Source organism: Rhizobium acaciae (assembly GCF_025941625.1).
GTDB lineage: Bacteria > Pseudomonadota > Alphaproteobacteria > Rhizobiales > Rhizobiaceae > Rhizobium > Rhizobium acaciae.
The window spans coordinates 22345-44928 of record NZ_JAPCZO010000007.1 but is presented as its reverse complement, the minus strand read 5'-3'; the positions used below and the strand labels follow the sequence as shown (position 1 = coordinate 44928).

The following is a 22584-nucleotide window of genomic DNA, read 5'->3' as shown; positions in this document are numbered from 1 at the left end:
CCAACCGGCAAAAAAATGCTGGAGGAGAAGAGATGAGCAAGGCGCAGGATTGGAACCTGCTGGCTCGTGACGCGGTAACGCTGACGGCCGAAAACATGTCCCGCATGGCGAAGGGTCTGCCCTTCAAAGCAAAACTGGCGCTGCGCGGCCTTCTGCGCATGCAGCACGGTTCGCTTGCCGTCACCCTCCCCGACGGCCGCAGGCTGCTGATCGAGGGCAAGCAACCCGGGCCGAAGGCGGCGCTCAGCCTCAACAACTGGAACCTTGCCTATCGGGCGCTGACGAGCGGCACGATCGGGGTCGCCGAAACCTATATGGATGGCGACTGGGACAGCCCCGACATCACCGCCTTCCTCGAACTCTTCCTCGTCAACGGCGAGGCCGCATTCAGCTATGCGCATGGCAAGGGCGGTCTTGGCCGCCTGTTCGAGCGCGTCCGCCATTGGATGAACACCAACACCAAGACGGGCTCGAAGCGCAACATTTCCGCTCACTACGATCTCGGCAACGATTTCTACAGGGAATGGCTCGATCCGAGCATGACCTATTCTTCTGCACTCTATTCGACCGGCGCCAACGATCTGCAATCGGCCCAGAATGCCAAATACAGGGCGCTTGCCGAGGCGACCGGCATCGGGCCTGGCGATCACGTGCTGGAGATCGGCTGCGGCTGGGGCGGTTTTGCCGAATTCGCGGCAAGCGAGCTGAACTGCAAGGTGACGGGGCTGACGATCAGCCGTGAGCAGCTCGCCTTTGCCGAGGAGCGCATTCGCAAGGCCGGCCTCGACGACCGCGTGGAATTTCGCTTCCAGGACTACCGCGATGAAGCAGGGCTCTACGACCGGATCGTCTCGATCGAGATGTTCGAAGCGGTCGGCGAAAAATACTGGCCGTCCTATTTCTCCAAGCTCAGGCAATGTCTGAAGCCGGGCGGCAAGGCCGGCCTGCAGATCATCACGATCAAGGACGAGTCCTTCGACCAGTATCGCAGCAACCCCGACTTTATCCAGAAATATGTCTTTCCGGGCGGCATGCTGCCGACGCGCAATCATCTGGCCGAACTTGCCGGCAAGGTCGATCTGTCGCTGGTCAAGGATTTTGGCTTCGGGCTCGACTACGCCCGCACGCTCGCCGAATGGCGCGAGCGCTTCTGGTCGGTCTGGGAACGCATCCGCCCGATGGGCTTCGACGAGCGTTTCAAGCGGCTCTGGGAATTCTATCTGTTCTATTGCGAGGCCGGCTTTCGTGCCCGCAATATCGATGTGCGCCAGGTCGTATTCTCGCGCCGTTGATCATTCCGCCGCATGCGGTGTCACCGGGTGGCGACCAGCCGATGGCGGCCGCTCCCGCCAGCCGGTCACGCGGTTCACCAGCGTGAAATAAACGCTATAGGGGAGCAGGCGCGCGAGCTTCAGCATGGTGGTGAAGCGCTTCGGAAACGTGATCTCGAAGGCCTGCGATTTCAACCCGGCGGCAATCTCCCGGGCGGCCTCCTCGACCGATACCAGAGCCGGCATCGGAAAGGCATTCTTCCTCGTTGCCGGCGTATCGACGAAGCCCGGGCAGACGAGCTGGATACGGATGCCCATCTTGTCGAGATCGAATTTCAGGCTTTCGGCCATATTGATCAGCGCCGCCTTGGTGGCGCCATAGGCAGCTCCCGTCGGCAGGCCGCGATAGCCGGTGACGGAGGAAACGATGGCGATCTGTCCCTGCCCTTTTGCCTTCATATGGCGGATCGCCGGCAGCAGACAGTTGACGACGCCGGAAAGATTGACGGCAAAGCTCTTCTCGAAATCGGTGCGGTTCAAATCCTCGGCATGAACAGGCAGGTAGACGCCGGCATTGAGGATCGCCATGGCGAGCGTGCCGTGCTCATATTCGATCGAGGCCATGACATGTTCCATGTCCTCGGCATCGGTGACGTCGCCGTCGAGCACAATGATACTGCCCGAGAGGCCATTGGCCTCGGCTTGCAGTTCGACCAGCTTTTCGTGGCTTCTGGCCGTGACGGCGACCTTGTATCCTTCGCCGGCGAGCCTCAGTGCAAGCGCCCGGCCGATGCCTGAACTCGCACCCGAAATCCAGACGATTCCATGTTCGGGATGGGCAATGAAATCACGCATGACATGTTCCTCCGGGCTGCCTGATCAAATGCGAAAACAGGTCCGGAAGTTCCTCAACCCCTCCGGATTTACGGCTCTATCACACTATTGTGGCTGCTTTCAGCCGATCAGGTCGCCGATCATCTGGCGGAAGGATCCGGTGAGCTTGACCGGTCCGTCCGAGACGGCAAAGGCGATGCAAGGCCTGTCCTTTTCAGCGACCGGCCGGTGGTCGACCGTCTCGTCGGCAATGGAGATGTCGCCGGGGCCGAAACGGCCGCGTTCATCGTTGAAGGCGCCGTCGAGAATGAGGATCAGTTCCATGCCTTTGTGGGTGTGCGCCGGCAAGGCGCGGCCCGGCCGGATCCACATCAGGCTGACCTCGCAGCCGTCCATGTCGAGCGAATATTCCTTAAAACCGGGCAACCGCCTGCGCCAGGGCACATCCTCGGCCTCGAAGCCCAAGAGGGCGCGCAACGCTTGCGGAAATAACGCGTTTTCCGGTCGCGCGACCGTCCGTGGCGCCGGGACGGGAGACGTAGAGGAAAAGATCGCCGCAAGCCGCCCGTCGCGATCGGCAATGGCGACTTCAGGCGCGTTTTCCAGAGCTTCGCCTGCCAGCAGCTCAAGGCTGTTCACCAGGCTGCGATTGTCCGGTTTCATTTCGAGATGAGACTGCACCAGCACACGCGCCGGCTCGGGCAAGGAGCCGGCAACATAATGCGCCATCAATGCATCGATCGTGTCGATCTGCTCGTGAACCATGTCGGTTTCGGTCACGCCCTGTTGCCGCGCTCCGTTTTCGCTTTGTCGTCATCCGTACGGGGAAAGTCAATCTTCGGATCACCCCTCACACGGCGGGATTGCGGGCCATGCGTCATTTCGGAGGAGGAAAGCCAAATTTTATCGCGGCCGACAGAGGTGTGGAATAGCTTTTCTTGCCAACTCAGCCTTGTGAAGGGAAAAGACCGTTCCTAAAGTAAGAGTTCGAATAGAGGCAGATTCCATGACCTTCCACCCCTCCGTCCTCGACGCCATCGGCAACACGCCCCTGATCAAACTCAAGGGCGCCTCAGAGATGACCGGCTGCACCATTCTCGGCAAGGCGGAGTTCCTGAACCCCGGCCAGTCGGTCAAGGATCGCGCCGCGCTCTACATCATCCGCGACGCAGAGCGGAAGGGATTGCTTCGTCCGGGCGGCGTCATCGTTGAGGGAACGGCCGGCAATACCGGCATCGGGCTGACGCTGGTCGCCAAGGCGCTCGGTTACCGCACCGTCATCGTCATCCCGGAAACGCAGAGCCAGGAAAAGAAGGACGCGCTGAAGCTGCTCGGCGCCGAACTCGTCGAAGTGCCCGCCGTTCCCTACAAGAACCCGAACAACTACGTGAAGGTGTCCGGGCGGCTGGCAGAGCAACTGGCGAAGACCGAGCCGAACGGGGCGATCTGGGCAAACCAGTTCGATAACGTCGCCAACCGCCAGGCGCATGTCGAAACGACGGCAAAAGAAATCTGGAAAGACACCGACGGCAAGGTCGACGGCTTTATCTGCTCGGTCGGCTCCGGCGGCACGCTGGCAGGCGTGGCTACCGGCCTCAAGGCTTTCAAGGCAGACGTCAAGATTGGTATCGCCGATCCCGATGGCGCCGCACTCTATGAATTCTACCAGAACGGCGCGCTGAAATCCGAGGGATCCTCGATCACCGAGGGCATCGGCCAGGGCCGCATTACCGCCAATCTCGAGGGCTTCACGCCTGACTATGCCTATCGGATCCCCGATGCCGAAGCGCTTCCTTATCTCTTCGATCTCGTCGAGAACGAGGGCCTCTGCCTCGGCGGATCGACGGCGATCAACATTGCCGGCGCGGTCAACCTCGCCCGGGATCTCGGACCTGGTCACACGGTGGTGACGATCCTCTGCGATTACGGCAACCGCTATCAATCAAAACTCTTCAACCCGGATTTCCTGACGTCGAAGGGGCTGCCCGTTCCGGGCTGGATGGCGAAGTCGCCCGATATCCACGTTCCCTACGAGCCCGTGTGAGACGCCATGCCCGTCAATGCCCTCTATCGTGACGACTTCTATCTCTCGACGTGCGAGGCGGTCGTCATCGCCGTTCACGAAGACGGGGGCATCGAACTGGACCAGACCTGCTTCTATGCCACATCAGGCGGCCAGCCCGGCGACACCGGAGAGCTCGAGCGCGCTGACGGCAGCAAGATCGCGCTCGGCCAGACGAAACATGGTCCGAGCAAGGATGTCATCATCCACGTGCCGCTCGATGGTGCGCCGCGGCCCGTGGTCGGCGAGACGCTGGTGCTGCATGTCGACTGGCCGCGCCGCTACAGGCTGATGCGCATGCACACGGCCTGCCACCTGCTTTCCGTCGTCTGCTCCTATCCGATCACCGGGGCTGCCGTCGGCGAGGAGGAAAGCCGCGTCGACTTCGACATGATCGAGACGATCGACAAGGACGAGGTGACGGCCAAGCTGATGGAACTGGTCGAGCAGAACCATCCGGTCACTCTGCAATGGATCACCGACGAGGAGCTTGTGGCCAATCCCGATATCGTCAAATCGAAGAACGTCCGCCCGCCGATGGGGCTCGGGCGCGTCAGCCTCGTCTGCATCGGCGAGAACTCCTCGATTGACAGCCAGCCCTGCGGCGGCACACATGTCTCCGAGACTCAGGAAGTCGGCCGGATCCATATCGCCAAGATCGAGAAGAAGGGCAAAGAGAACCGGCGCTTCCGCATCCGCTTCGGCACGCCCGGCGACGAAGCCTGACCATCAAGGGAGACCATCATGAGTGAGACCAAGAGCCGTTTCGTCGTTTCGGCCGACTGGCTGCAGTCCGAGCTCGGGAAAGCTGACCTGCGCGTGCTGGACGCCTCCTTTTATCTGCCGGCGCAGAAGCGCGATGCCGATGCCGAATATGCGGCCGGCCATATTCCCGGCGCCATCCGTTTCGACCAAGACAAGATCGCCGACCATTCGACGTCGCTGCCGCACACGATCCCCTCGCCCGATTATTTCGCCGCCGAAGTCGGCCGGCTCGGCATCAGCGAGAATGATCGGATCGTCGTCTATGACGGCATCGGCCTGTTCGCCTCGCCGCGCGTCTGGTGGCTGTTCCGGGTGATGGGCGCGAAAAATGTCTTCGTGCTCGATGGCGGTCTCGACGGCTGGAAGGCCGAGGGCCGTCCGCTTGAAACCGAAGCGCCCAATCCTGCGCCGGCGACCTTCACGCCGAATTTCGATGAAAGCCGCGTGGTGACGCTCGATACGATGCGCGACATCGTCTCCAGCGGCGCGATGCAGATTGCCGATGCCCGCAGCGCCGGCCGCTTTGCCGCCGCCGAGCCCGAGCCGCGTGCCGGCATGCGCTCCGGCCATATGCCTGGCGCCCGCAGCCTGCCCTCCGGCGCCTTCGCCAGCCAGGGCCGATTCAAGTCGCTGCCCGAACTCAGGCTGACGATCGAGGATGCCGGCATCGATCTGTCCAAGCCTGTCGTCACCTCCTGCGGCTCGGGAGTCACCGCCGCCATCATCACGCTGGCGCTGGAATCGCTCGGCCATCACGACAACAAGCTTTATGACGGCTCGTGGAGCGAATGGGGCAGCCGTGACGATACGCCCATCGTCACCGGTCCGCCGACGCCGGTCAAAGTCTGATCGCCATGGGGAAGACACCCGCTTCGTTGAAAGCTCACATCACCCGGCTCGAAATGACGGCGCCGCCGAAGGCGAGCATGCCGGTGCCCGTCAATATCCAGACGGCGATCATGCGCGCTCCCGAGATCCCGCTGCCCTTCTACCGCTATCTCTACCGGCAGGTGGGCGCGCGCTGGCAATGGGTGGATCGGTTGCGCATGAGCGACGAGCAGCTTGCCGAGACGCTGAACGACAAGCGCAACAATATCAGCGTTCTCTACGTGAACGGCGCGCCCGCCGGCTTCTACGAATATTTCTGCGAAGACGAGGATATGATCGAGCTCAGCCATTTCGGCCTGATCGAACATGCGCTCGGCCTCGGCATCGGCAAATGGTTCCTGCTGCAGGCGCTCTATGCCATCTGGGCGCTCAATCCGAAGCGGGTCACTACCACCACCAACAATCTCGACCATCCGCGTGCGCTGCAGCTCTACCAGATGTACGGCTTTTCTCCCGTCTCGACCGGCACCGGCATCGTCCGGCCGCTCAGCGACAAGGAGCTTCTGGAGATTGCGCGGAAAAGCTGACGGCTTCTTTCCCAACGTAAATGCAGGCGACTAACGCTGCGTCAGACTGTTCGGGCGGCGTGGGTCGTTGCGTCGCTCGAAATCGAGCGTGCGACCCGACTGTTCCTTCAGTTCCGCCACATCCCGCCGCAGAGCCCTGAGCTCTTCCAGTATTTCTGCATTCTGTTGCGCCAGTAGCGCGAGATCGACATCGGGCATGGGCTTCTCCTTTCGCTTCACAGCGTACGGACAGAAGATACGCCGCTTTCGCTCTTCGGCGATCTCATATCCAGATGCAGGCAAGAATCGGGTGGCTTGCACACTCGTCCGGGTGCATTTCATGGCAATACAAAGGAGATCTATCATGACCGCCATTCGTTTTGTTGCCATGCCGACGACCGACGCCGAACACCTCTGGAATGGCGGCCGCGACGCCTATGACAGGCTGCCCGAGACGATCGTTTCCGATGGTCCTGGTCATCCCTGCCGCCATTGCCTCGAAAATATCGATGCGGGCAAGGCGTTGCTGGTCTTCGCTTACCGACCCTTCCCTGAGCTGCAGCCCTATGCCGAAACCGGCCCGGTCTTCCTGCACAAGCAACCTTGTGCACGCTATGCAGCCGAAGAGATCATGCCGCCGGTGCTGACGACGAGCCGTGACTTCATCGTCCGCGGCTATAACGAAAATGACCGCATCGTCTACGGCACCGGCGCGGTGACTGCTATCGGCGATATTCCAGCCTATGGCGAAGAGCTGCTGGGACGATCGGATATCGCCTATGTGCATGTGCGCTCCGCGCGCAACAACTGCTTTCAATGCCGGATCGACAAGGTAAAGGCGCCGGCCCTGGTGGAGGCCGGCGCCTGACAGGCGCAACAGGAAGTCGTCAATCTGTCGGAATCGCGCGCCTTCTAATGTTCTTAAACGCCACGCAAGGCGATGATCCGCGAACCTGCGGCAGCCTGCCGTTGGCGTGCGAGCGGCGCATATTCGGGCGATGCAAAGAGACCACGGATGGCATCCATATCGAGAAATTCGATGATCAGCATATTGGTCGCCTGCCAGCCTTCGAGTTCGAGCGGTGCGTCATCGAGAGCGATGAGACGTCCGCCGGCCTTTGCCACCAGGGGCAAGGCCTTCGAGCGGCAATCGGCAATGGCTTCGGGGTCGTGTATATCGAGATCGACAACGAGATAGGCGGACATGATGATATCCTTTCAATCAGTGTGAAGTTCAGAGAATGTGTTCTTTGCGTGCGGCGGCGCGCCTTAGGGCAAATGCCGCCACTTAACCATGCGCTTCCGGAGATCGAGCGTGCCGCCATCCACGGTGAAGCTGCCGTCACCGCGATGATGCATGGTCCGTCGTTCCTTGCTGGTCTCGTCGATCCAGATCCTCTTCGCTTCGAGGATGAAGAGATTGTATCGATCGACGAGGCTCGGATCGGCAACACGGCATTCGATATTGGCAAGGCAGTTCACCAGCAACGGCGCCGCAACATCCTTTGCTGGACGAGTCCTCAAGCTGAACCGCTCGAACTTGTCCACCGTGTCACCAGAGCAGTTGCCGATGTCCACCACGGTTTCGGCAAGGTCGACAGCTGGAATCGCAATCACGCATTCGCCGGTCTTTTTCAGGGTGTGGTGGCTGAAGTCCCAGGGGCCAATGACGCGACCGATCAGCGGCGGCGCATGCTGGATCATCATGTGAAAACCCATCGTCATCACATTCTGCGTGCCCTCAAGGCTCGTCGTCACAAGGACGATCGGGCCGGGTTCGAGCAGGCGATAGGCCTGGGAAGCGGAAATCTCTTTCATCCTGCGCTCCTTCGCTGGTCTCTTCCCCGCACCTATGCGGGGAAGCTGACAGACGTTCTGGCTTGGTTACCAGCCCTGTTCGACCGGCAGAACGAAGAGTTCCGCGACATTCACATGCGTGGGCGCCTGCGCCGCGAAGACGATGGTGTCGCCGATGTCTCCGCCCTGCAGGAATCTCATCTGCTTGGCAAGGTCGTCCATCTGCTTGATATAGCCAGGCTCCGTGATGTGATCGTACAGTTCGGTCGCCACGGCGCCCGGCTGGATACAGGTCACCCGAATATTGTGCTTCTGGCCCACTTCCATGCGCAGGCCGTAGGAGAATGCGGCGACCGCATGCTTGGTGGCGCAATAGACCGACAGGCCCTTGAAGACCTTGCGGCCAGCAATCGACGACATGTTGAAGATATGGCCCGAATGCTGGTTGATCATCTGCGGCAGAACGGCAGCCGTGGTGTTCAGCAGGCCTTTCACATTGACGTCGACCATCCGGTGCCATTCGTCGACTTTGAACTGATCGACATCCGAAAGCGGCATCAGGCCGGCATTGTTGACGAGAATGTCGATCGAACCATAGGCACCCACCAGCTTTTTGACGCCGGCTTCGACGGAGGCTGGATCGACCACGTCCATTTCGATCACGAGGGCTTCACCGCCCTTCGAGACGATCTCCTTTTTGAGGTCTGCAAGCTTTTCGGTGCGACGGGCGGCGATACCGACCTTTGCGCCGGCCTCGGCGAGCTTCAATGCGGTTGCGGCGCCGATGCCGCTCGAGGCGCCGGTGACCAGCGCGACTTTTCCATTGATATTCGTCATGGTTTATCTCCTTGTCTTGGCGCCCTTCCAACTGAAAGGGCGGTCGTGTTCGACAAGGAGGAACATAAGGAAGAGGGCCTGATCCCTCTCTCGGGACCTTGCGAGATCTGTCGGGATCTTGCTCAAATCGGCAACTCTAAAATCGCGACGCGCTTCAGCTGCGACGGTAGTCGCTGGGGGAGACGCCAGCCTCCCGGCGGAAAATCTGAGCAAAATGGCTGGGGCTCGAATACCCCACGGACATGCCGATCTCGATGATGCTGGTACTGGTTTCCTGCAGAAGATGCTGGGCTTTGGCTATGCGTTGGCGAATGAAATAATGGGATGGAGAAAGGCCGGTGGCCTTCTTGAAGAGGCGGCTGAAGTGAAACGCACTCATGCCGGCCGTTTGCGCCAGACGTGCGAGATCAAACGGCTCCTGAAGGTTGGCTTCCATGAACGCGACGGCCCGCCGCAGCTTTGCGCCCGGGAGGGCATTTGACGGCCGTGCCTCTGCGTCAAATGTTGCATATTGCCGGATAAGATGAACGGCGAGCGTCTGCGCCAAACCCTGGACGAAAAGCCGACTTCCCTGCCCTTCGGCCGTCAGTTCGGCATGGATCAGTTCCAGCATGCTGGAAAGAGGTTGGTCGCGGCCGCCCGATATGTCGCGAAGGCGCATGGCGTTGGCAGCCTTGCCGAGAACCGCTTCCGCCACCCGCTCAAACAACGGAACGGAGAGATAGAGATGCATCACCTGGAAAGGTTCGTCTCCCTCGGCTCGCCAGCGCATTTCATATGGCGTGGGCGACCGCGTCAGAAAAAAGTCCCCGACGCTGACTGTGTTGGCCTCCCACTCCCCACCCAGATCGCGTTCTTCCACGCATGCCTGACCTGAGATTACCCAAACTACGAGAGGTTCGGCGACCGCCGGAACAAGGAAGGGGCGTTGCACCGTCAGGCGGGAAAACACCTGAACGAATAGATCAGTCCAGGCCGGTCCATCCCCGCTGACGAGTGTTCTGCCGGCAATATATGTTTCAAGGCCGGCAGGTGACGTTCGAAGCGGGACCGGCGATATTTCCTCTCGACTATCGACCGTCATTGCTGCTCCGTTTAGATGCGACTGCCCATCGGCAGGATACGATAGGCACTGGTCGGCGGGACACAACTCATCGCTCTGATTGACAGGGAAAAGCATACCTGCAACGCCGCCGACGGTCGCGGTTCGATTACAGCTATGCCGTCATACAAAGAAGGCGGCATCCCCTCGGATACCGCCTCCCGGCCGAAAAATAGCGCTGTAAGTCGTTACCTAGAGTCAGCTAGCTTACGCCACGTTCAGCACGCTTTCCGGCGCGAAGGCTTCGTAGCCCAGCGCGTCGGCGACCGGCTTGCTGGTAATGCGGCCCTTATGGACGTTGAGGCCGTTCCTCAGATGCTTGTCTTCGGCGATGGCGCGCAGGCCGCGATCGGCAAGCGCCAGGCCATGAACCAATGTGGCATTGTTCAGCGCGTGCGCCGAGGTGACCGGCACGGCGCCCGGCATGTTGGCAACGCAATAATGCACGACGCCGTCGACTTCATAGGTCGGATCGGAATGGGTCGTCGCATGCGAGGTCTCGAAGCAGCCGCCCTGGTCGATGGCGACGTCGACGATGACGGAGCCCTTCTTCATGCCGGACAGCATCTCGCGGGGGACGAGCTTCGGAGCGGCAGCGCCGGGGATCAGCACGGCGCCGATAATGAGATCGGCCGAGAAGACTTCCTCCTCCAGCGCCTGGATGCTGGAATAACGCGTGTGGATGCGGCCTGCGAAGATATCGTCGAGCTGGCGCAGGCGCGGCAGCGACCTGTCGAGGATGCTGACATCGGCGCCAAGGCCGGCAGCCATCCTGGCCGCATGCAGGCCGACGACGCCGCCGCCGATGACCGCGACCTTGGCCGGCAGCACGCCGGGCACGCCGCCGAGCAGGACGCCGAGGCCGCCATTGGCCTTCTGCAGGGCGGTCGCTCCTGCCTGGATCGACAGGCGTCCGGCGACCTCCGACATCGGCGCCAGCAACGGCAGGCCGCCGCGCTCGTCGGTCACCGTCTCATAGGCGATAGCGGTGACGCCGGAGGCGATGAGGCCTTTGGTCTGTTCGGGATCCGGCGCCAGATGCAGATAGGTATAGAGAAGCTGGCCGTCACGGAGCTGCGCCCATTCGGCGGACTGCGGCTCCTTCACCTTGACGATCATGTCGCACTTTTCGAAGATATCCTTGGCGGAGGCGACGATCTTGGCGCCGGCTGCGGCATAGGCAGCATCATCAGCGCCGATACCGACGCCCGCCTTGGTTTCCACCCAGACCTCGTGGCCGTGGGCAACATATTCGCGCACCGACGCCGGCGTCAGGCCGACACGATATTCATGATTCTTGATTTCCTTCGGGCAACCGACACGCATGCGCGTTCCTCTCATTTTATCTCCGCGGCCGCGGATTTTTTCGGATGAGGAATCCAACCATCAAGACCGTGAAATGTCCTTGCAAAGACGATTTGCGAAGACGCGATTTTTCGGCGATTATTGTGCCTTTCCTATCTTTCTTCGAAGGTTCTTCGAATGGCCGATCTCGATACCATCGATCTTGCGATTCTCCGGGCATTGCAGGCCAACGCCCGCATCACCAATGCCGAGCTTGCTGAAAGGATCGGATTGTCGCCTTCGGCCTGTTCGCGCCGGCTCGACATCTTGGAAAGAAGCGGCGTCATCGGCGGCTACCATGCGCGGCTTTCACACAAGGCGCTCGACTACAAGATGATCGCCATCGTGCATATCTCGCTCTCCGGCCAGTTCGCCAAGACGCTGGCGGAATTCGAGGCAGCGGTGAAGCTCTGCCCGAACGTGCTCGTCTGTTACCTGATGTCGGGCGAATACGACTATATCCTCAGGGTCGCCGCCCGCGACCTCGAGGACTATGAGCGCATCCACCGCGACTGGCTGTCGGCCCTGCCCCATGTCGTCAAGATCAATTCGAGCTTCGCGCTCAGAGAAATCATCGACAAGCCGAATGTCGGCCTTTGAGGCCTTGCATCTTTGCCGAAAGCCTGCCCAGACTTTCGATGCGCGCAAGCGTTTCCCCACTACAGCGCCGCGCGTCTTTTCAGACGCGCAGAGGACGCTGTAACACTTTGGACTTCTGCATAATTCACCCTTAAATCGGAATCGATTAAGGGTGAAATTATGCAGTAATGGCAAATCATGACGTCGAAGACCCAAGGCTATATTTTCGCGCTGCTGGCGATCACCATCTTCTCCCTGCAGGATGCCATCTCGAAACATCTGGCGACGGCCTATCCACCAATCTTCGTGACGATGATCCGCTACTGGGCCTTCGCGCTTTTCACGATCATCCTCGCTGCGAAGATGCGCGGCGGCATTAAGGCGACGGCCCGCACCAAACGCCCTCTCCTGCAGGTGACCCGCGGCGTGCTGCTTGCCGTCCAGGTGGTTCTGGCCATCACCTGCTTTGCGATGATCGGCCTTGCCCGTTCACAGGCGATCTTTTCCGCGACGCCGATCCTGATCGCGCTGCTGGCGATGCCGATCCTCGGCGAACGGGTCGGGTGGCGGCGATGGGCAGCGATCGGCGCCGGACTTTTCGGGGTACTGCTGATCCTGAAGCCGGAAGGCGAATTTTTCGACGTGAAGCTGCTTCTCGCCGTCATTTCCTGCTTCAACTTCGCCTTCTACGTCATCGCCACCCGTCTGGTCAGCCGCGACGATTCGTCGATGACCAGCTTCTTCTATACCGGCGTCGTCGGCGGCGTCACGATGACGCTCATCGGACCGTTCTACTGGAGCTGGATGTCGTCGGGCGACTGGGGCTGGATGGCGCTCGTCTGCGTCACCAGCATTTCCAGCCATTATTTCCTGATCCGCGCCTATGATGTTCTCGATGCCGCCGCCGTCCAGCCGCTGACCTATCTGTCACTTGTCTACGCCTCGGTCATCGGCATGGCGGTCTATGACGAAACGCTCAGTCTCAACACGATCATCGGTTCGATCATCGTGGTTGCCGCCGGCATTTTCACGGTCTGGCGCGAGCATGTGGTCGGAAGCAGGGCCACCGCCGCCAATTGATGTTTCACTGCAATTTTAGCCAAGCCCCTAAAACCATTTCAATTTTCCGGCGCTATGCTCCCTCGCTATACCAAGGGAGACAGAGTGACCCGCAACTTGAAAATCACGGCCCGGAAGACTGATCGGAAAAACTGCCGCGTTTTCGGCCATGTCAAATACCTGAACAGCCAGGTGGATGCCCGCATCCTCGACCTATCGCTGACCGGTGCCGCCCTGGAGATGAAAGGGCCGCTCCATGCCGCTTCCGGCAGCAAGGTGCGCATCGAGGCCGAAAACCTCGGGCTGCTCGACGGCATCATCCGCTGGAAGCATAATGGCCGCGTCGGCATCCAGTTCGACGTGAATTCGAATGCGCGGGCGCAGATTTCCTCCTATTTCCGGTTTTTCCATAAGGAGGTGCGACCGGTGCTGGCGGTACGGCAACTGGCCAAAGCTGGCGCCAATAGCGACCGGATGCCTCATTTGGCAACGTCGACGCTGAAATCATAAGGCTGCACGGCCTTTGCGCCGAATGAGCGGCTGAGATCGTTCCAGTAGCTGCGGTTTACGTTGACGTCGAGGGTGACCGAGCCTTGCGTCTGCGGCAGCCTGGCGCCGAGGTCCCTGACGTTGACCGTGGCGGTATTGGCGTTGGCGCCGGACAGCAGGATCGTTTCCGTGCCGAGCGGCACGTTGACTGCGCCGGGCGCCTGGCTGCTGGAGAGCGGCTCGCTTGATATGATCTGGCCGTCTCCACCGAGGAACTTGATATCGCAGGTCTGGCATTCGCCCTGCGTCCAGCCGGGATTGACCTTCAACTCGACCCGCGGCGGCAGGGAGCGAGTGCCGTCCTGAGCATGGGCGACGCCGACGATGCCGAACAGGCTGGCGGCCGAGCTGACTTCGATCGGCCTCGGGTTGGCTGCACTCCCCTGTGCAGCGGCCATGATCAGAGCCGGTGCGCCGATGCCAAGAAGAAGCGCCTTCTGCAACTGCTGTTCGCGATAGATCAGGGCGATAGCGCCGCCGATAATGAAGAAGACGACGATGGCGGCAAGCGCGCAGGCAACCGAGATCCAAGGGTTTGCCGTCGTCGTCAGCCATTTCTCCACATCGCCGCTGTAGAGCGCCTGCGCCTTGTCGACCAGACTGGGTGCGATGCCTCCGAAACCTCCGACCAAAGCGATAACGACCTTGTTCATAGTGCCATCTCCCCAATGGTTCCAGCTGTTACCACTGTACCATAAATTGCATTTCACGACCATGCCGCTTTCCCGCTGGATTGTTTTGCCGTTCTGTCATTTTCACGGTGTACTCCTCGGCAAATCGTCCTAATTCTGACGGGCCGGACGATGCATGATCCCTATTAGGAGAATTTCCATGTCTTCCATTTTCGATGTTGGCGTAATGAGCCGCCGTTCCCTGCTCGGCGGCCTCGCCGCCACTTCCGCCCTGGTGCTGCTGCACCCTTTCAGCGCGCGCGCCAGCGCCAACCAGGCCCATCTCAGGCTGATGGAAACGACCGACATTCACGTCAACGTCTTCCCCTATGACTATTATGCCGACAAGCCGAACGACACGATGGGCCTGTCGCGCACCGGGACGATTATCGACGCGATCCGCGCAGAGGCCGTCAACTCGCTGCTGATCGACAATGGCGACGTGCTGCAGGGCAATCCGATGGGCGATTACATGGCCTATCAGCACGGCATGAAGGACGGCGACGTCCATCCGGTGATCAAGGCGATGAACACGCTCGGCTATACGGTCGGCACGCTCGGCAATCACGAGTTCAATTACGGCCTCGACTTCATGTTCAAGGTCCTGGCAGGCGCGAACTTCCCCTTCGTCTGCGCCAACCTGACCAAGGGCCAGCTCGCCTCGGACCCGAAGCAGGACGATCTCTTCTTCAAGCCCTACATCATCGTCGAAAAGCAGATCAAGGATGGCGCCGGCAATGAGAGCCCCGTCAAGATCGGCTTCATCGGCTTCGTACCGCCGCAGATCATGCTGTGGGACATCAAGAACCTCGAAGGCAAGGCACAGACGCGCGACATCGTCGAGGCCGCCAAGGCCTGGGTTCCCGCCATGAAGGAAGCCGGCGCCGATATCGTCATTGCGCTCTCGCATTCCGGCATCGACGGCAGCGCACCGTCCGAAAAGATGGAAAACGCCTCGCTGCATCTCGCCGCCGTCGACGGGATCGACGCGATCTTCACCGGCCACCAGCACCTCGTCTTCCCCGGTCCGAAGAGCTGGGACGGTGTGGCCAATGCCGACCCCGTCAAGGGCACGCTGCACGGCAAGCCCGCCGTGATGGCCGGCTTCTGGGGCTCACATCTCGGCCTTATCGACCTGCTGCTCGAAAAGGACGGCAATAGCTGGAAGATCGTCGATTTCACCTCGGAAGCACGGCCGATCTTCCATCGCGACGACAAGAAGAAAGTGGTTGCCGACTACGCCGACAAGAAGGATGTGGTCGAGGCCGCCAAGGCCGAGCATGAGGCAACGCTTGCCTATGTCCGCACCCCGGTCGGCAAGACCTCCGCACCGCTCTACTCCTATTTCGCGCTGGTCGCCGATGACCCCTCGGTACAGGTCGTCAGCCAAGCCCAGACCTGGTACATCAAGCAGATGCTCGCCGACACCGAGTTCAAGGATCTGCCGGTGCTTTCGGCGGCGGCCCCCTTCAAGGCCGGCGGTCGCGGCGGCGCCGACTACTATACCGATGTTCCGGCCGGCGATATCGCCATCAAGAACGTCGCCGACCTCTATCTCTACCCAAACACGGTGCAGGCCGTTGCCATTACCGGCGCACAGGTGAAGAACTGGCTCGAAATGTCGGCCGGCATGTTCAATCACATCGAGGCCGGCTCGAAGGATGCAGCACTGCTCAACAGTGATTTTCCGTCCTACAATTTCGACGTGATCGACGGTGTCACCTACCAGATCGACCTGTCGCAGCCGCCGAAATATGATTCGTCCGGCAAGCCGATCCATCCGGACGCCAACCGCATCCAGAACCTCGCCTTCAACGGCAAGCCGATCGATCCGGCCCAGAAGTTCGTCGTCGTCTCGAACAACTACCGCGCCGGCGGCGGCGGCAATTTCCCTGAGATCACCGCGGACAAGGTGATCTTCCAGGCACCGGATACCAACCGCGACGTCATCGTCCGCTATATCCATGATCAGGGCACGATCAATCCGTCGGCCGACGCAAACTGGACCTTCAAGCCGCTCCCGGGCACGACCACGACCTTCGAAAGCGGCCCGAAGGCGAAACAGTTCCTCGCCGAGGTCAAGAGCGTCAAGATCGAGGATGCCGGCGAAGGGGCCGACGGTTTCTCGAAGTTCAGGCTGGTTCTTTAGCCGAAAGACAATATCAGCGAAGGCGCGGCACCCGCGCCTTCGTCATTCGGCCGCAAGCGGCGTACCAGCTTCCTGCAGTTCCGCTATCTGTGCATGGAAATCGACTTGGCTCGGGCAGGCGGAAAGCCGCGTGCGGAACGCGTCGATCATCCAGGTGGCGGCAGGTCCGGGCGGGTTGGCGAGCTGACGGACTGAATATATCGGATACTCCCCCTGTTCGTAGGCATCCAGATCGAGATGGACGAGCCTGCCGCTCGTCAGATCGTCATGAATCACGGAAGCCGGAAGGCCGCCCCAGCCAAGGCCGGCCTTGATGAGCTGGTGTTTCGTCGCAATATCGCTGACGCGCCATGTCTTGTAGGAGAGAACGTTGAAATCGCGCCCCTTCGTCCGTCCCGATGCATCGGTGACGACGAGTTGCACTTCCTCGCGGACGTCGCCGAGCGTCAGCGGCCGGCCGATCCCGGCAAGCGGGTGGTTATGCGCGGCAACGGGCAACATGAAGGAATGACCGATCCGCTCAGTGACAATCGAATCGTCCTGCTTGACGACCGCGCCGCCAATCCCGATCGTCGCCTTGCCGCTGAGGACGAGATCCATGACCATTCCGAGCTCACCGACATTGAGGCTTAGCGAAACGGATGGAAACATCTCCCGGAATTCGCGGAGGACATCCACCAGGGCTCGCGAAGGCACCATGACACTGATGGCGACGGAAACCTCCGCTTCGAGCCCTTCCCTCAGGCTCTTGACGCGCGCCCGCATGACTTGCAGATCGCCCAGAATGCGCCGCGCATCCTCCAGCATCGCCTTGCCCGCCTCCGTCAGCTTCGGCTGACGGGCGCCGGAGCGCTCGAAAAGCGGGACTTCGAGCTGTGCCTCCAGATTGGCGATCGTATAGCTGACGACCGATTGGGCACGGTTCAGCGCTCGCGAAGCAGCCGAGAAGCTGCCAGTCTCGGCAACGGTCAGAAACACCTGCAACTGGTCCAGAGTCGGGTTCGGCAGCATCTTCTATCCATTCCATCGATAGTTTCGATCTACATTATCACCGTTTTTTCGATAGCAGGCCAGACCTATTTTCCTCATCGAGACTACGGCTCACCTCCCAGCAACGGGCCGTCAAATCCCATTCGAAAGGAAATGCACCATGTCGTCCATCCTGCTTCTGACGTCCAGCCCGCGTGCCGATTCTCTCTCGACGCCGATCGCCGTCGATCTCGCCGAAAAGCTGAAGAGCCAGAATCCAGGCAGCGTCGTCGTTCGCCGCGACCTTGCCGCCAACCCGCTGCCGCACATCGATGACCTCTTCACCGGCGCAATCCGCAAGCCGGCCGAGGCCCGCACCGCTGAGGAAGCCGCAGCCGTCGAGACTTCCGACGAACTCGTCAACGAACTGCTCGCCGCCGACACGATCGTCATCAGCACCGGCCTCATCAACTTCAACATTTATTCGTCGCTGAAGACCTGGATTGACAACGTTGCCCGCGCCGGCCTGACTTTCAAGTACACGGAAAGCGGCCCGGTTGGCCTCGCAACCGGCAAGAAGGTCTATGTGGTGCTCGCCTCGGGTGGCGTCTACTCGCAGGGACCGGCCGCCGCCTTGAACCATGCCGTGCCGTACCTGAAGTCGGTTCTCGGCTTCCTCGGCATCAGCGATATCGAGACCATCTATGTCGAAGGTCTGGCCTTTGGTCCGGAAGCTGCCGAAAAGGCGATCGACGCCGCCAAGTCGCGCGTCCAGGAAATCGCGCTGGCGGCCTGATCGGCTCCCAAATGCTTTACGGAACGGCCGGCCTTTGCCGGCCGTTTTTCATTTGTCGATATCGGCGACAAAATCCCGGACTGTCGCCAGGATTTCGGCCGAGAGTTCTTCATCGGACGAAATCCTGGCAAGGCCGACGCCGCCGGCCATCATCGCGAAGGCCATGATCGCCTTGCGGCGCCTTTCCCCTTCGTCCGCTCCCGCAGCCTTGCTCGCCAATGACGCGAAATTACGCCGGAGCCCGTCCGTGGCGATCCCCCGCGCCTTCTCGCCGCTGCGGGATATATCGGAGGTCAGCGCTGCGAAAGGGCAGCCCTCGCCGGGATTGTCGCGGTGATAGGCGCTGACATAACGATCGGCGACATCGGCAGCCGTCATCTCCGCCGGGTTCACCCCCTCGGCCTCCAGCTTGCGTCCCCATGAATCGAAAGCGGACTGGATCGCCTCGGCGACCAGATCGTCACGGGAGGCGAAATGTTTGTAGAAGCCGCCGACGGTCAGTCCGGCCTCCTTCATCAGATCGGCGACGCCAATACCGTCGAGCCCCTCCTCGCGCAGCCGCTTCGACGCGATCTCGACAATCTTCTCGTGCGTCTTCTGTTTCTCCAATTGCGAACGCCCCATCGGACATCTCCCCGGCACCAATCGAATGAGCATGATGTCGGCCGAAAACCGCTTACACTTTTCGGCATCATGCTCCTCTTGACTCATGTGGATTATCATCATAATCCTTATAGATAGCGATCATAATCCAGATCGTTGCCAATTCCAAGAGGAGCATAAATCATGCGTCTAAGAAACAAGGTCGCCCTGATTACCGGCGGAAACAGCGGCATCGGTCTTGCGACCGCCAGGGTCTTCATCGACGAGGGTGCCAAGGTGGTGATCACCGGTCGCAACCCGGAAACGCTCGCGGCTGCCGAAAAGGCGCTCGGCGCCGGCGTGCTGGCGCTGAAGGTCGACGTCACCGATGCCGCTGCCACCGAGAAGGCGTTTGCGGAAGCCGCCGGAAAGGTCGGCAAGTTCGACATCGTCTTCGCCAATGCCGGCATCGGCGGCGCGACGCCGCTCGGCGAGACATCGCCAGAGCAGTTCAACCAGATCATCAGCACCAATCTCACGGCGGTTTTCTTCACGGTGCAATCAGCCCTGCCGCATCTCAATGACGGCGCTTCGGTGATCCTCAACGGTTCGGTGCATGCGGTGCTCGGCGCTCCCGGCTGGTCGGCCTATGCGGCGACCAAGGCGGCAGTCCGGGCAATGACGCGCAATATGGCGTCCGAACTCGCGCCGCGCGGCATCCGCGTCAATCAGGTAACGCCCGGCGGCACCAAGACGCCGATCTGGTCGCCGATGGCCCAGACGGAAGACGCGATGTCGGCGCTCGAGGCGCGCATCGGCGGCATGAGCCCGCTCGGCCGCATGAGCGAAGCCGACGAAATCGCCAAAGCAGCGCTCTATCTGGCCTCGGATGATTCGGCCAATGTCACCGGCATCGAGATCACCGTCGACGGCGGCATGACGAGCGCGCCATCCGGCGCCAAGATCTTCCGCGCCGCCTGAACGAACAGGGCCGAGCAAGTCAAACCTGCCCGGCCTCACCCCCGCGCCAATCTCCTCGCCGACCTCGGTCAGCCGTCATCGAACGCTTCTATTTTCTTCTATGGATGCTTTGTTTCGTTCTCGCGCGTCGCGCGGCGGGCAACACGAAACAGGACGATCGCCAAATTCAGGACCGCAAGCATGAGCAATACACCGAGCATGGTCTGGATTCCGGAGAAAACGATCAGATTGCCGGCCACCAGTGGAAAGCCGAAGACACCGATGCTATAGGCCAGCGAGAATAACAAAAGCGATTGCGGCATGAGGCCCGCGGGAGCTTCATTTGCAGCCAGACCGTTGATGACGGAATAGGTCAACCCATAGCCCACCCCCAGCATCGCTGCGCCTGCCAGATAGGCAAGCTGATTTGAAGTCAGCATCAGGAACAGCAGGATCGATGCCAGCGTCAGACTTGTCAGGACCAAAAGCGAATAGAGTGGGTCTTTCTTGACCACATATCCCGCCACGAACAGCCGACTCAGAATCGCGGCGGACATGAAGCCGATGAAGAATAGGGAGTAGTCGAATCCGTGCGCCTTGGCGTAGCTGGTCTGAAAGCTGGACAACCCGCCGAAAATCGCGCCTCCGATGCCGACCATCATGATGGAATAGATGGCCTGCGAACCGATCACCTCACGCGCTGAGCCAAATGAGATCTTGTTGACATGGGGCAAAATCTTGCCGGCCTTGGTCAGTCGGATATGAAGCAAAAAGTAAAGCGCACCGCCGGCGAGACTGGCAAGGAACGCAAATACGAAGGCCGCCTCGACCGGCATCGACCAGTTGGTGGCGATGCGGCCAATGATCGGTCCGGCGCCGATGCCCGACATCATCGATCCCGAAAGCAGGGCAAAAAACCTGATCCGGTGTTCGGGTTCGACGATCGCGGCGACCAGAATGGGTCCGAGCGCATAGAAGATGCCCCAGCCTATGCCGAGGATGAAACCGACCGCCATCAGACTCAGCCCAACTGAAGGAACCATGGCAAATCCCAGCGCTGACGCGGCAAGAAACAATCCCGAGACAGCCACCGCCCGCGCCGAGCCGATGGCATCCGCGATATGGCCGGACAGGATCACGAGAATGACGGTGCTGACAGTCGCAGCCGAAATGATCAGGCCGGCCAGCGCCTCGTCGCCGCCATGCTGGCCCACCAGCACCGGCATCAGAAAGGTCACGCCATAGGCGATCGAAAGAAGAAACCCTCCGATACACAAAACCGCAAACTCGCCGCCATCGACTTTCTGTGCTGCAACTGAATCACTCATGTCCACGCCCTTCGCAGGAAAGCTCATCCGGAATGCTGCGGCAATGGAGATCACGTTTGCGTTATGCTAACAAGCCGTTTTTATGGCTCTCATAACCTGTTGAAAATACGTAAATATATGGGAATGTGTTTCTGTTTACGCAACATCATAAACACCCGCGGCCGACCGCACTGCGCTGATCGACGAGCCCACCGGGCCTAACTGAGTTTCACCACGCCGGAGCGGCCGACGACACAGTTGCGGCCGCTCTTCTTGGCTGCGTAGAGCCTGCCGTCGGCAGCCGTCAGCACGGCGGTGAAATCGACGCCGTCCTCGTCGGCGGTTGCAACGCCGATACTGACCGTGACCGGCCTGTCATCCGGCGTCTTGACGCTGGTTGCGATCGTCCAACGCAGGCGCTCGGCAAGCAGCAGACCTTCTTCGTGGTCGGTACCCGGACAGACGGCAACGAATTCCTCGCCGCCGAAGCGGAAGACGCGGTCGCTGGAACGCAGCGTCGTACCGATCCGAGCGGCGATCGCTTTCAGCACCTCGTCGCCCTGGAGATGGCCGTAGCCGTCATTGACATCCTTGAAGTGATCGGCGTCGATAATGAGGACGGTGGCGAATAACCCCTGCTTCAGCGCCTCGAGCAGCATCAGTGGTGCTTCCATTTCCATGCGCGTCCGATCGTAGACGCCAGTGAGCATGTCGCGGCCGGTGCGCTCCAGAAGATCGTTGTAGCGCTCGCGGAACGTCAGGTCGCCGAAAACGTCGCTAATGGAGCGTGCAGACATAGCCGCCCGGCCGCGACGTATACGGTATTCATAGATTGCGAACATCGCCGCATAGAGGCAGACGGCGAGCATTTTCGCCTTCCATCCGCCCCAGAATGCGGCGATCGGCACATCCAGGAAATAATGCAGTGCGGCGAAGAAGCCGATCTGGTCGAAGGTCAGCAGCACGAAGCCTGAAATCAGGAAGCGCAGGACGACGCGCCGGCGGAAGAAGTCGCCGAGTTTTTCGTAAAGCAGAATGATGCCGAGCGAATCGACATAGAGCAGCGCCGTGCCCCAGACCATCAACCAGCCCATCTCCTTGAGAAAATCGACATCGGGTGTGTGGTTGGTCGATATCTGCAGCGGCTGGTGCAGTTGCAGCACCCAGGCAATACCGACGGTGAGCAGGTTGCCGAGGAAAAGACCATAGATCGGCTGGCGCACCGTCGCGGCATCTTCCTGCAGGTAAAGCATCAGGATCATCATCAGCTTGCCGGAGAAGAAGACGGATGAGCCCGGCGACACATCCCCGAACGGCAGCGAGACATAGAAGACCGCCGCCAGATAGGTTTCCATGAAATGCATGACGCCGAGCGCCGTCAGGAAAACCCCGAGACCGAGCCGGTGACGGAAATGCAGAAGCGTTACCATCAGCGCGAAATAGGCGATGGCTTCGACGACGAAGAGAAGGAGGTTGAGTGTCTCCATCATGAGACCTGGGCTCCGGACGTTCGCCCTCCTGCTGGCGCGGCGATCGCGACAGCGAATCCTTTGGTCG

Annotated in this window: 24 protein-coding genes and 1 pseudogene; 12 read left to right on the top strand and 13 right to left on the bottom strand. The window is 60.5% G+C overall.

What is annotated here, in order from left to right:
- The first annotated feature begins 32 nt into the window (after positions 1–32).
- Positions 33–1292, top strand: a complete 1260-nt coding sequence (locus tag OLZ32_RS12835) for an SAM-dependent methyltransferase (protein ID WP_003538844.1) — start codon at positions 33–35, stop codon at positions 1290–1292.
- On the opposite strand, the gene OLZ32_RS12830 is transcribed toward OLZ32_RS12835, so the two are convergent.
- The gene (locus OLZ32_RS12830) at positions 1293–2126 is read right to left on the bottom strand and encodes an SDR family NAD(P)-dependent oxidoreductase (protein WP_003538843.1); all 834 of its coding nucleotides are present in this window, start codon (positions 2124–2126) and stop codon (positions 1293–1295) included.
- A gap of 99 nt (positions 2127–2225) precedes the next feature.
- Positions 2226–2885 carry a ChrR family anti-sigma-E factor gene (locus tag OLZ32_RS12825; RefSeq protein WP_264421206.1) on the bottom strand — a complete coding sequence of 220 codons (660 nt, stop codon included), beginning with the start codon at positions 2883–2885 and terminating at the stop codon, positions 2226–2228.
- A 226-nt stretch (positions 2886–3111) separates the two neighbouring features.
- Between OLZ32_RS12825 and OLZ32_RS12820 the strand changes: the two genes are divergently transcribed.
- Genes OLZ32_RS12820 through OLZ32_RS12805 form a run of 4 tightly spaced genes read left to right on the top strand, consistent with a single transcriptional unit; the run spans position 3112 to position 6347 of the window.
- Positions 3112–4149 carry a cysteine synthase A gene (locus tag OLZ32_RS12820; protein ID WP_264421204.1) on the top strand — a complete coding sequence of 346 codons (1038 nt, stop codon included), beginning with the start codon at positions 3112–3114 and terminating at the stop codon, positions 4147–4149.
- A 6-nt stretch (positions 4150–4155) separates the two neighbouring features.
- Complete coding sequence (locus OLZ32_RS12815) at positions 4156–4893, top strand: alanyl-tRNA editing protein (RefSeq protein ID WP_003538840.1); 738 nt, start codon at positions 4156–4158, stop codon at positions 4891–4893.
- Between the two features lie 18 nt (positions 4894–4911).
- Positions 4912–5781: a 3-mercaptopyruvate sulfurtransferase gene (gene sseA, locus OLZ32_RS12810; protein ID WP_264395711.1), complete on the top strand. Its 870-nt coding sequence runs from the start codon at positions 4912–4914 to the stop codon at positions 5779–5781.
- A gap of 5 nt (positions 5782–5786) precedes the next feature.
- The gene (locus OLZ32_RS12805) at positions 5787–6347 is read left to right on the top strand and encodes a GNAT family N-acetyltransferase (RefSeq protein WP_264395712.1); all 561 of its coding nucleotides are present in this window, start codon (positions 5787–5789) and stop codon (positions 6345–6347) included.
- Between the two features lie 30 nt (positions 6348–6377).
- Here OLZ32_RS12805 and OLZ32_RS12800 read toward each other — a convergent pair.
- Positions 6378–6613: pseudogene (locus tag OLZ32_RS12800) on the bottom strand (hypothetical protein).
- A gap of 77 nt (positions 6614–6690) precedes the next feature.
- On the opposite strand from OLZ32_RS12800, the gene OLZ32_RS12795 reads away from it, so the two are divergent.
- Entirely contained in the window at positions 6691–7194 is a 504-nt protein-coding gene (locus OLZ32_RS12795) for a DUF1203 domain-containing protein (protein ID WP_264421201.1), read from the top strand.
- Between the two features lie 53 nt (positions 7195–7247).
- On the opposite strand, the gene OLZ32_RS12790 is transcribed toward OLZ32_RS12795, so the two are convergent.
- From OLZ32_RS12790 to ald, 5 genes are all read right to left on the bottom strand, one after another.
- Positions 7248–7532, bottom strand: coding sequence for a DUF1330 domain-containing protein (locus tag OLZ32_RS12790; protein ID WP_264421199.1), 285 nt, complete (start codon positions 7530–7532; stop codon positions 7248–7250).
- A 63-nt stretch (positions 7533–7595) separates the two neighbouring features.
- On the bottom strand, positions 7596–8144 hold the full coding sequence (locus tag OLZ32_RS12785; RefSeq protein WP_264421197.1) for a flavin reductase family protein: 549 nt from the start codon (positions 8142–8144) through the stop codon (positions 7596–7598).
- 66 nt (positions 8145–8210) lie between these two features.
- A complete protein-coding gene (locus tag OLZ32_RS12780; RefSeq protein ID WP_264421196.1) occupies positions 8211–8960 on the bottom strand; it encodes an SDR family oxidoreductase in 750 nt (249 codons plus the stop codon).
- 154 nt (positions 8961–9114) lie between these two features.
- Positions 9115–10044, bottom strand: coding sequence for a helix-turn-helix domain-containing protein (locus OLZ32_RS12775; RefSeq protein WP_003538823.1), 930 nt, complete (start codon positions 10042–10044; stop codon positions 9115–9117).
- Between the two features lie 225 nt (positions 10045–10269).
- Positions 10270–11388: an alanine dehydrogenase gene (gene ald / locus OLZ32_RS12770; protein ID WP_003538815.1), complete on the bottom strand. Its 1119-nt coding sequence runs from the start codon at positions 11386–11388 to the stop codon at positions 10270–10272.
- A gap of 156 nt (positions 11389–11544) precedes the next feature.
- Between ald and OLZ32_RS12765 the strand changes: the two genes are divergently transcribed.
- From OLZ32_RS12765 to OLZ32_RS12755, 3 genes are all read left to right on the top strand, one after another.
- A complete protein-coding gene (locus OLZ32_RS12765; RefSeq protein WP_003538804.1) occupies positions 11545–12006 on the top strand; it encodes an Lrp/AsnC family transcriptional regulator in 462 nt (153 codons plus the stop codon).
- Between the two features lie 177 nt (positions 12007–12183).
- Entirely contained in the window at positions 12184–13065 is an 882-nt protein-coding gene (locus OLZ32_RS12760; protein WP_003538798.1) for a DMT family transporter, read from the top strand.
- 84 nt (positions 13066–13149) lie between these two features.
- On the top strand, positions 13150–13554 hold the full coding sequence (locus OLZ32_RS12755) for a PilZ domain-containing protein (protein WP_003538797.1): 405 nt from the start codon (positions 13150–13152) through the stop codon (positions 13552–13554).
- Here the strand turns inward: OLZ32_RS12755 and OLZ32_RS12750 are convergent.
- The gene (locus OLZ32_RS12750) at positions 13524–14246 is read right to left on the bottom strand and encodes a hypothetical protein (protein ID WP_003538796.1); all 723 of its coding nucleotides are present in this window, start codon (positions 14244–14246) and stop codon (positions 13524–13526) included. The genes OLZ32_RS12755 and OLZ32_RS12750 overlap by 31 nt on opposite strands.
- Before the next feature lie 178 nt (positions 14247–14424).
- On the opposite strand from OLZ32_RS12750, the gene OLZ32_RS12745 reads away from it, so the two are divergent.
- Positions 14425–16413 carry a bifunctional 2',3'-cyclic-nucleotide 2'-phosphodiesterase/3'-nucleotidase gene (locus OLZ32_RS12745; RefSeq protein WP_003538795.1) on the top strand — a complete coding sequence of 663 codons (1989 nt, stop codon included), beginning with the start codon at positions 14425–14427 and terminating at the stop codon, positions 16411–16413.
- Between the two features lie 42 nt (positions 16414–16455).
- On the opposite strand, the gene OLZ32_RS12740 is transcribed toward OLZ32_RS12745, so the two are convergent.
- Entirely contained in the window at positions 16456–17424 is a 969-nt protein-coding gene (locus OLZ32_RS12740) for a LysR family transcriptional regulator (RefSeq protein ID WP_003538794.1), read from the bottom strand.
- Positions 17425–17563: 139 nt separating this feature from the next.
- On the opposite strand from OLZ32_RS12740, the gene OLZ32_RS12735 reads away from it, so the two are divergent.
- Positions 17564–18178, top strand: a complete 615-nt coding sequence (locus OLZ32_RS12735) for an FMN-dependent NADH-azoreductase (RefSeq protein ID WP_264421193.1) — start codon at positions 17564–17566, stop codon at positions 18176–18178.
- 48 nt (positions 18179–18226) lie between these two features.
- On the opposite strand, the gene OLZ32_RS12730 is transcribed toward OLZ32_RS12735, so the two are convergent.
- Positions 18227–18802, bottom strand: a complete 576-nt coding sequence (locus OLZ32_RS12730; protein ID WP_164580539.1) for a TetR/AcrR family transcriptional regulator — start codon at positions 18800–18802, stop codon at positions 18227–18229.
- 162 nt (positions 18803–18964) lie between these two features.
- Between OLZ32_RS12730 and OLZ32_RS12725 the strand changes: the two genes are divergently transcribed.
- Positions 18965–19741 (top strand): SDR family oxidoreductase, encoded by a 777-nt coding sequence (locus OLZ32_RS12725; protein ID WP_130668029.1) that lies wholly within the window; start codon positions 18965–18967, stop codon positions 19739–19741.
- A gap of 98 nt (positions 19742–19839) precedes the next feature.
- Here OLZ32_RS12725 and OLZ32_RS12720 read toward each other — a convergent pair whose 3' ends face one another.
- Both OLZ32_RS12720 and OLZ32_RS12715 read right to left on the bottom strand, forming a co-directional pair.
- Positions 19840–21048 carry an MFS transporter gene (locus OLZ32_RS12720; protein WP_264421409.1) on the bottom strand — a complete coding sequence of 403 codons (1209 nt, stop codon included), beginning with the start codon at positions 21046–21048 and terminating at the stop codon, positions 19840–19842.
- A 197-nt stretch (positions 21049–21245) separates the two neighbouring features.
- Positions 21246–22517 carry a GGDEF domain-containing protein gene (locus OLZ32_RS12715; protein ID WP_003538788.1) on the bottom strand — a complete coding sequence of 424 codons (1272 nt, stop codon included), beginning with the start codon at positions 22515–22517 and terminating at the stop codon, positions 21246–21248.
- Between the last annotated feature and the right edge of the window lie 67 nt (positions 22518–22584).

Bases quoted from the DNA above. Each gene is read 5' to 3' on its own strand.
- OLZ32_RS12820 (WP_264421204.1), top strand. From the start codon at position 3,112: ATGACCTTCCACCCCTCCGTCCTCGACGCCATCGGCAACACGCCCCTG.
- OLZ32_RS12730 (WP_164580539.1), bottom strand. From the start codon at position 18,802: ATGGGGCGTTCGCAATTGGAGAAACAGAAGACGCACGAGAAGATTGTC.
- OLZ32_RS12805 (WP_264395712.1), top strand. From the start codon at position 5,787: ATGGGGAAGACACCCGCTTCGTTGAAAGCTCACATCACCCGGCTCGAA.
- OLZ32_RS12830 (WP_003538843.1), bottom strand. From the start codon at position 2,126: ATGCGTGATTTCATTGCCCATCCCGAACATGGAATCGTCTGGATTTCG.
- OLZ32_RS12725 (WP_130668029.1), top strand. From the start codon at position 18,965: ATGCGTCTAAGAAACAAGGTCGCCCTGATTACCGGCGGAAACAGCGGC.
- OLZ32_RS12795 (WP_264421201.1), top strand. From the start codon at position 6,691: ATGACCGCCATTCGTTTTGTTGCCATGCCGACGACCGACGCCGAACAC.
- OLZ32_RS12750 (WP_003538796.1), bottom strand. From the start codon at position 14,246: ATGAACAAGGTCGTTATCGCTTTGGTCGGAGGTTTCGGAGGCATCGCA.
- OLZ32_RS12780 (WP_264421196.1), bottom strand. From the start codon at position 8,960: ATGACGAATATCAATGGAAAAGTCGCGCTGGTCACCGGCGCCTCGAGC.
- OLZ32_RS12785 (WP_264421197.1), bottom strand. From the start codon at position 8,144: ATGAAAGAGATTTCCGCTTCCCAGGCCTATCGCCTGCTCGAACCCGGC.
- ald (WP_003538815.1), bottom strand. From the start codon at position 11,388: ATGCGTGTCGGTTGCCCGAAGGAAATCAAGAATCATGAATATCGTGTC.
- OLZ32_RS12735 (WP_264421193.1), top strand. From the start codon at position 17,564: ATGTCGTCCATCCTGCTTCTGACGTCCAGCCCGCGTGCCGATTCTCTC.
- OLZ32_RS12715 (WP_003538788.1), bottom strand. From the start codon at position 22,517: ATGATGGAGACACTCAACCTCCTTCTCTTCGTCGTCGAAGCCATCGCC.
- OLZ32_RS12720 (WP_264421409.1), bottom strand. From the start codon at position 21,048: ATGAGTGATTCAGTTGCAGCACAGAAAGTCGATGGCGGCGAGTTTGCG.
- OLZ32_RS12835 (WP_003538844.1), top strand. From the start codon at position 33: ATGAGCAAGGCGCAGGATTGGAACCTGCTGGCTCGTGACGCGGTAACG.
- OLZ32_RS12765 (WP_003538804.1), top strand. From the start codon at position 11,545: ATGGCCGATCTCGATACCATCGATCTTGCGATTCTCCGGGCATTGCAG.
- OLZ32_RS12790 (WP_264421199.1), bottom strand. From the start codon at position 7,532: ATGTCCGCCTATCTCGTTGTCGATCTCGATATACACGACCCCGAAGCC.
- OLZ32_RS12815 (WP_003538840.1), top strand. From the start codon at position 4,156: ATGCCCGTCAATGCCCTCTATCGTGACGACTTCTATCTCTCGACGTGC.
- OLZ32_RS12775 (WP_003538823.1), bottom strand. From the start codon at position 10,044: ATGACGGTCGATAGTCGAGAGGAAATATCGCCGGTCCCGCTTCGAACG.
- sseA (WP_264395711.1), top strand. From the start codon at position 4,912: ATGAGTGAGACCAAGAGCCGTTTCGTCGTTTCGGCCGACTGGCTGCAG.
- OLZ32_RS12760 (WP_003538798.1), top strand. From the start codon at position 12,184: ATGACGTCGAAGACCCAAGGCTATATTTTCGCGCTGCTGGCGATCACC.
- OLZ32_RS12745 (WP_003538795.1), top strand. From the start codon at position 14,425: ATGTCTTCCATTTTCGATGTTGGCGTAATGAGCCGCCGTTCCCTGCTC.
- OLZ32_RS12740 (WP_003538794.1), bottom strand. From the start codon at position 17,424: ATGCTGCCGAACCCGACTCTGGACCAGTTGCAGGTGTTTCTGACCGTT.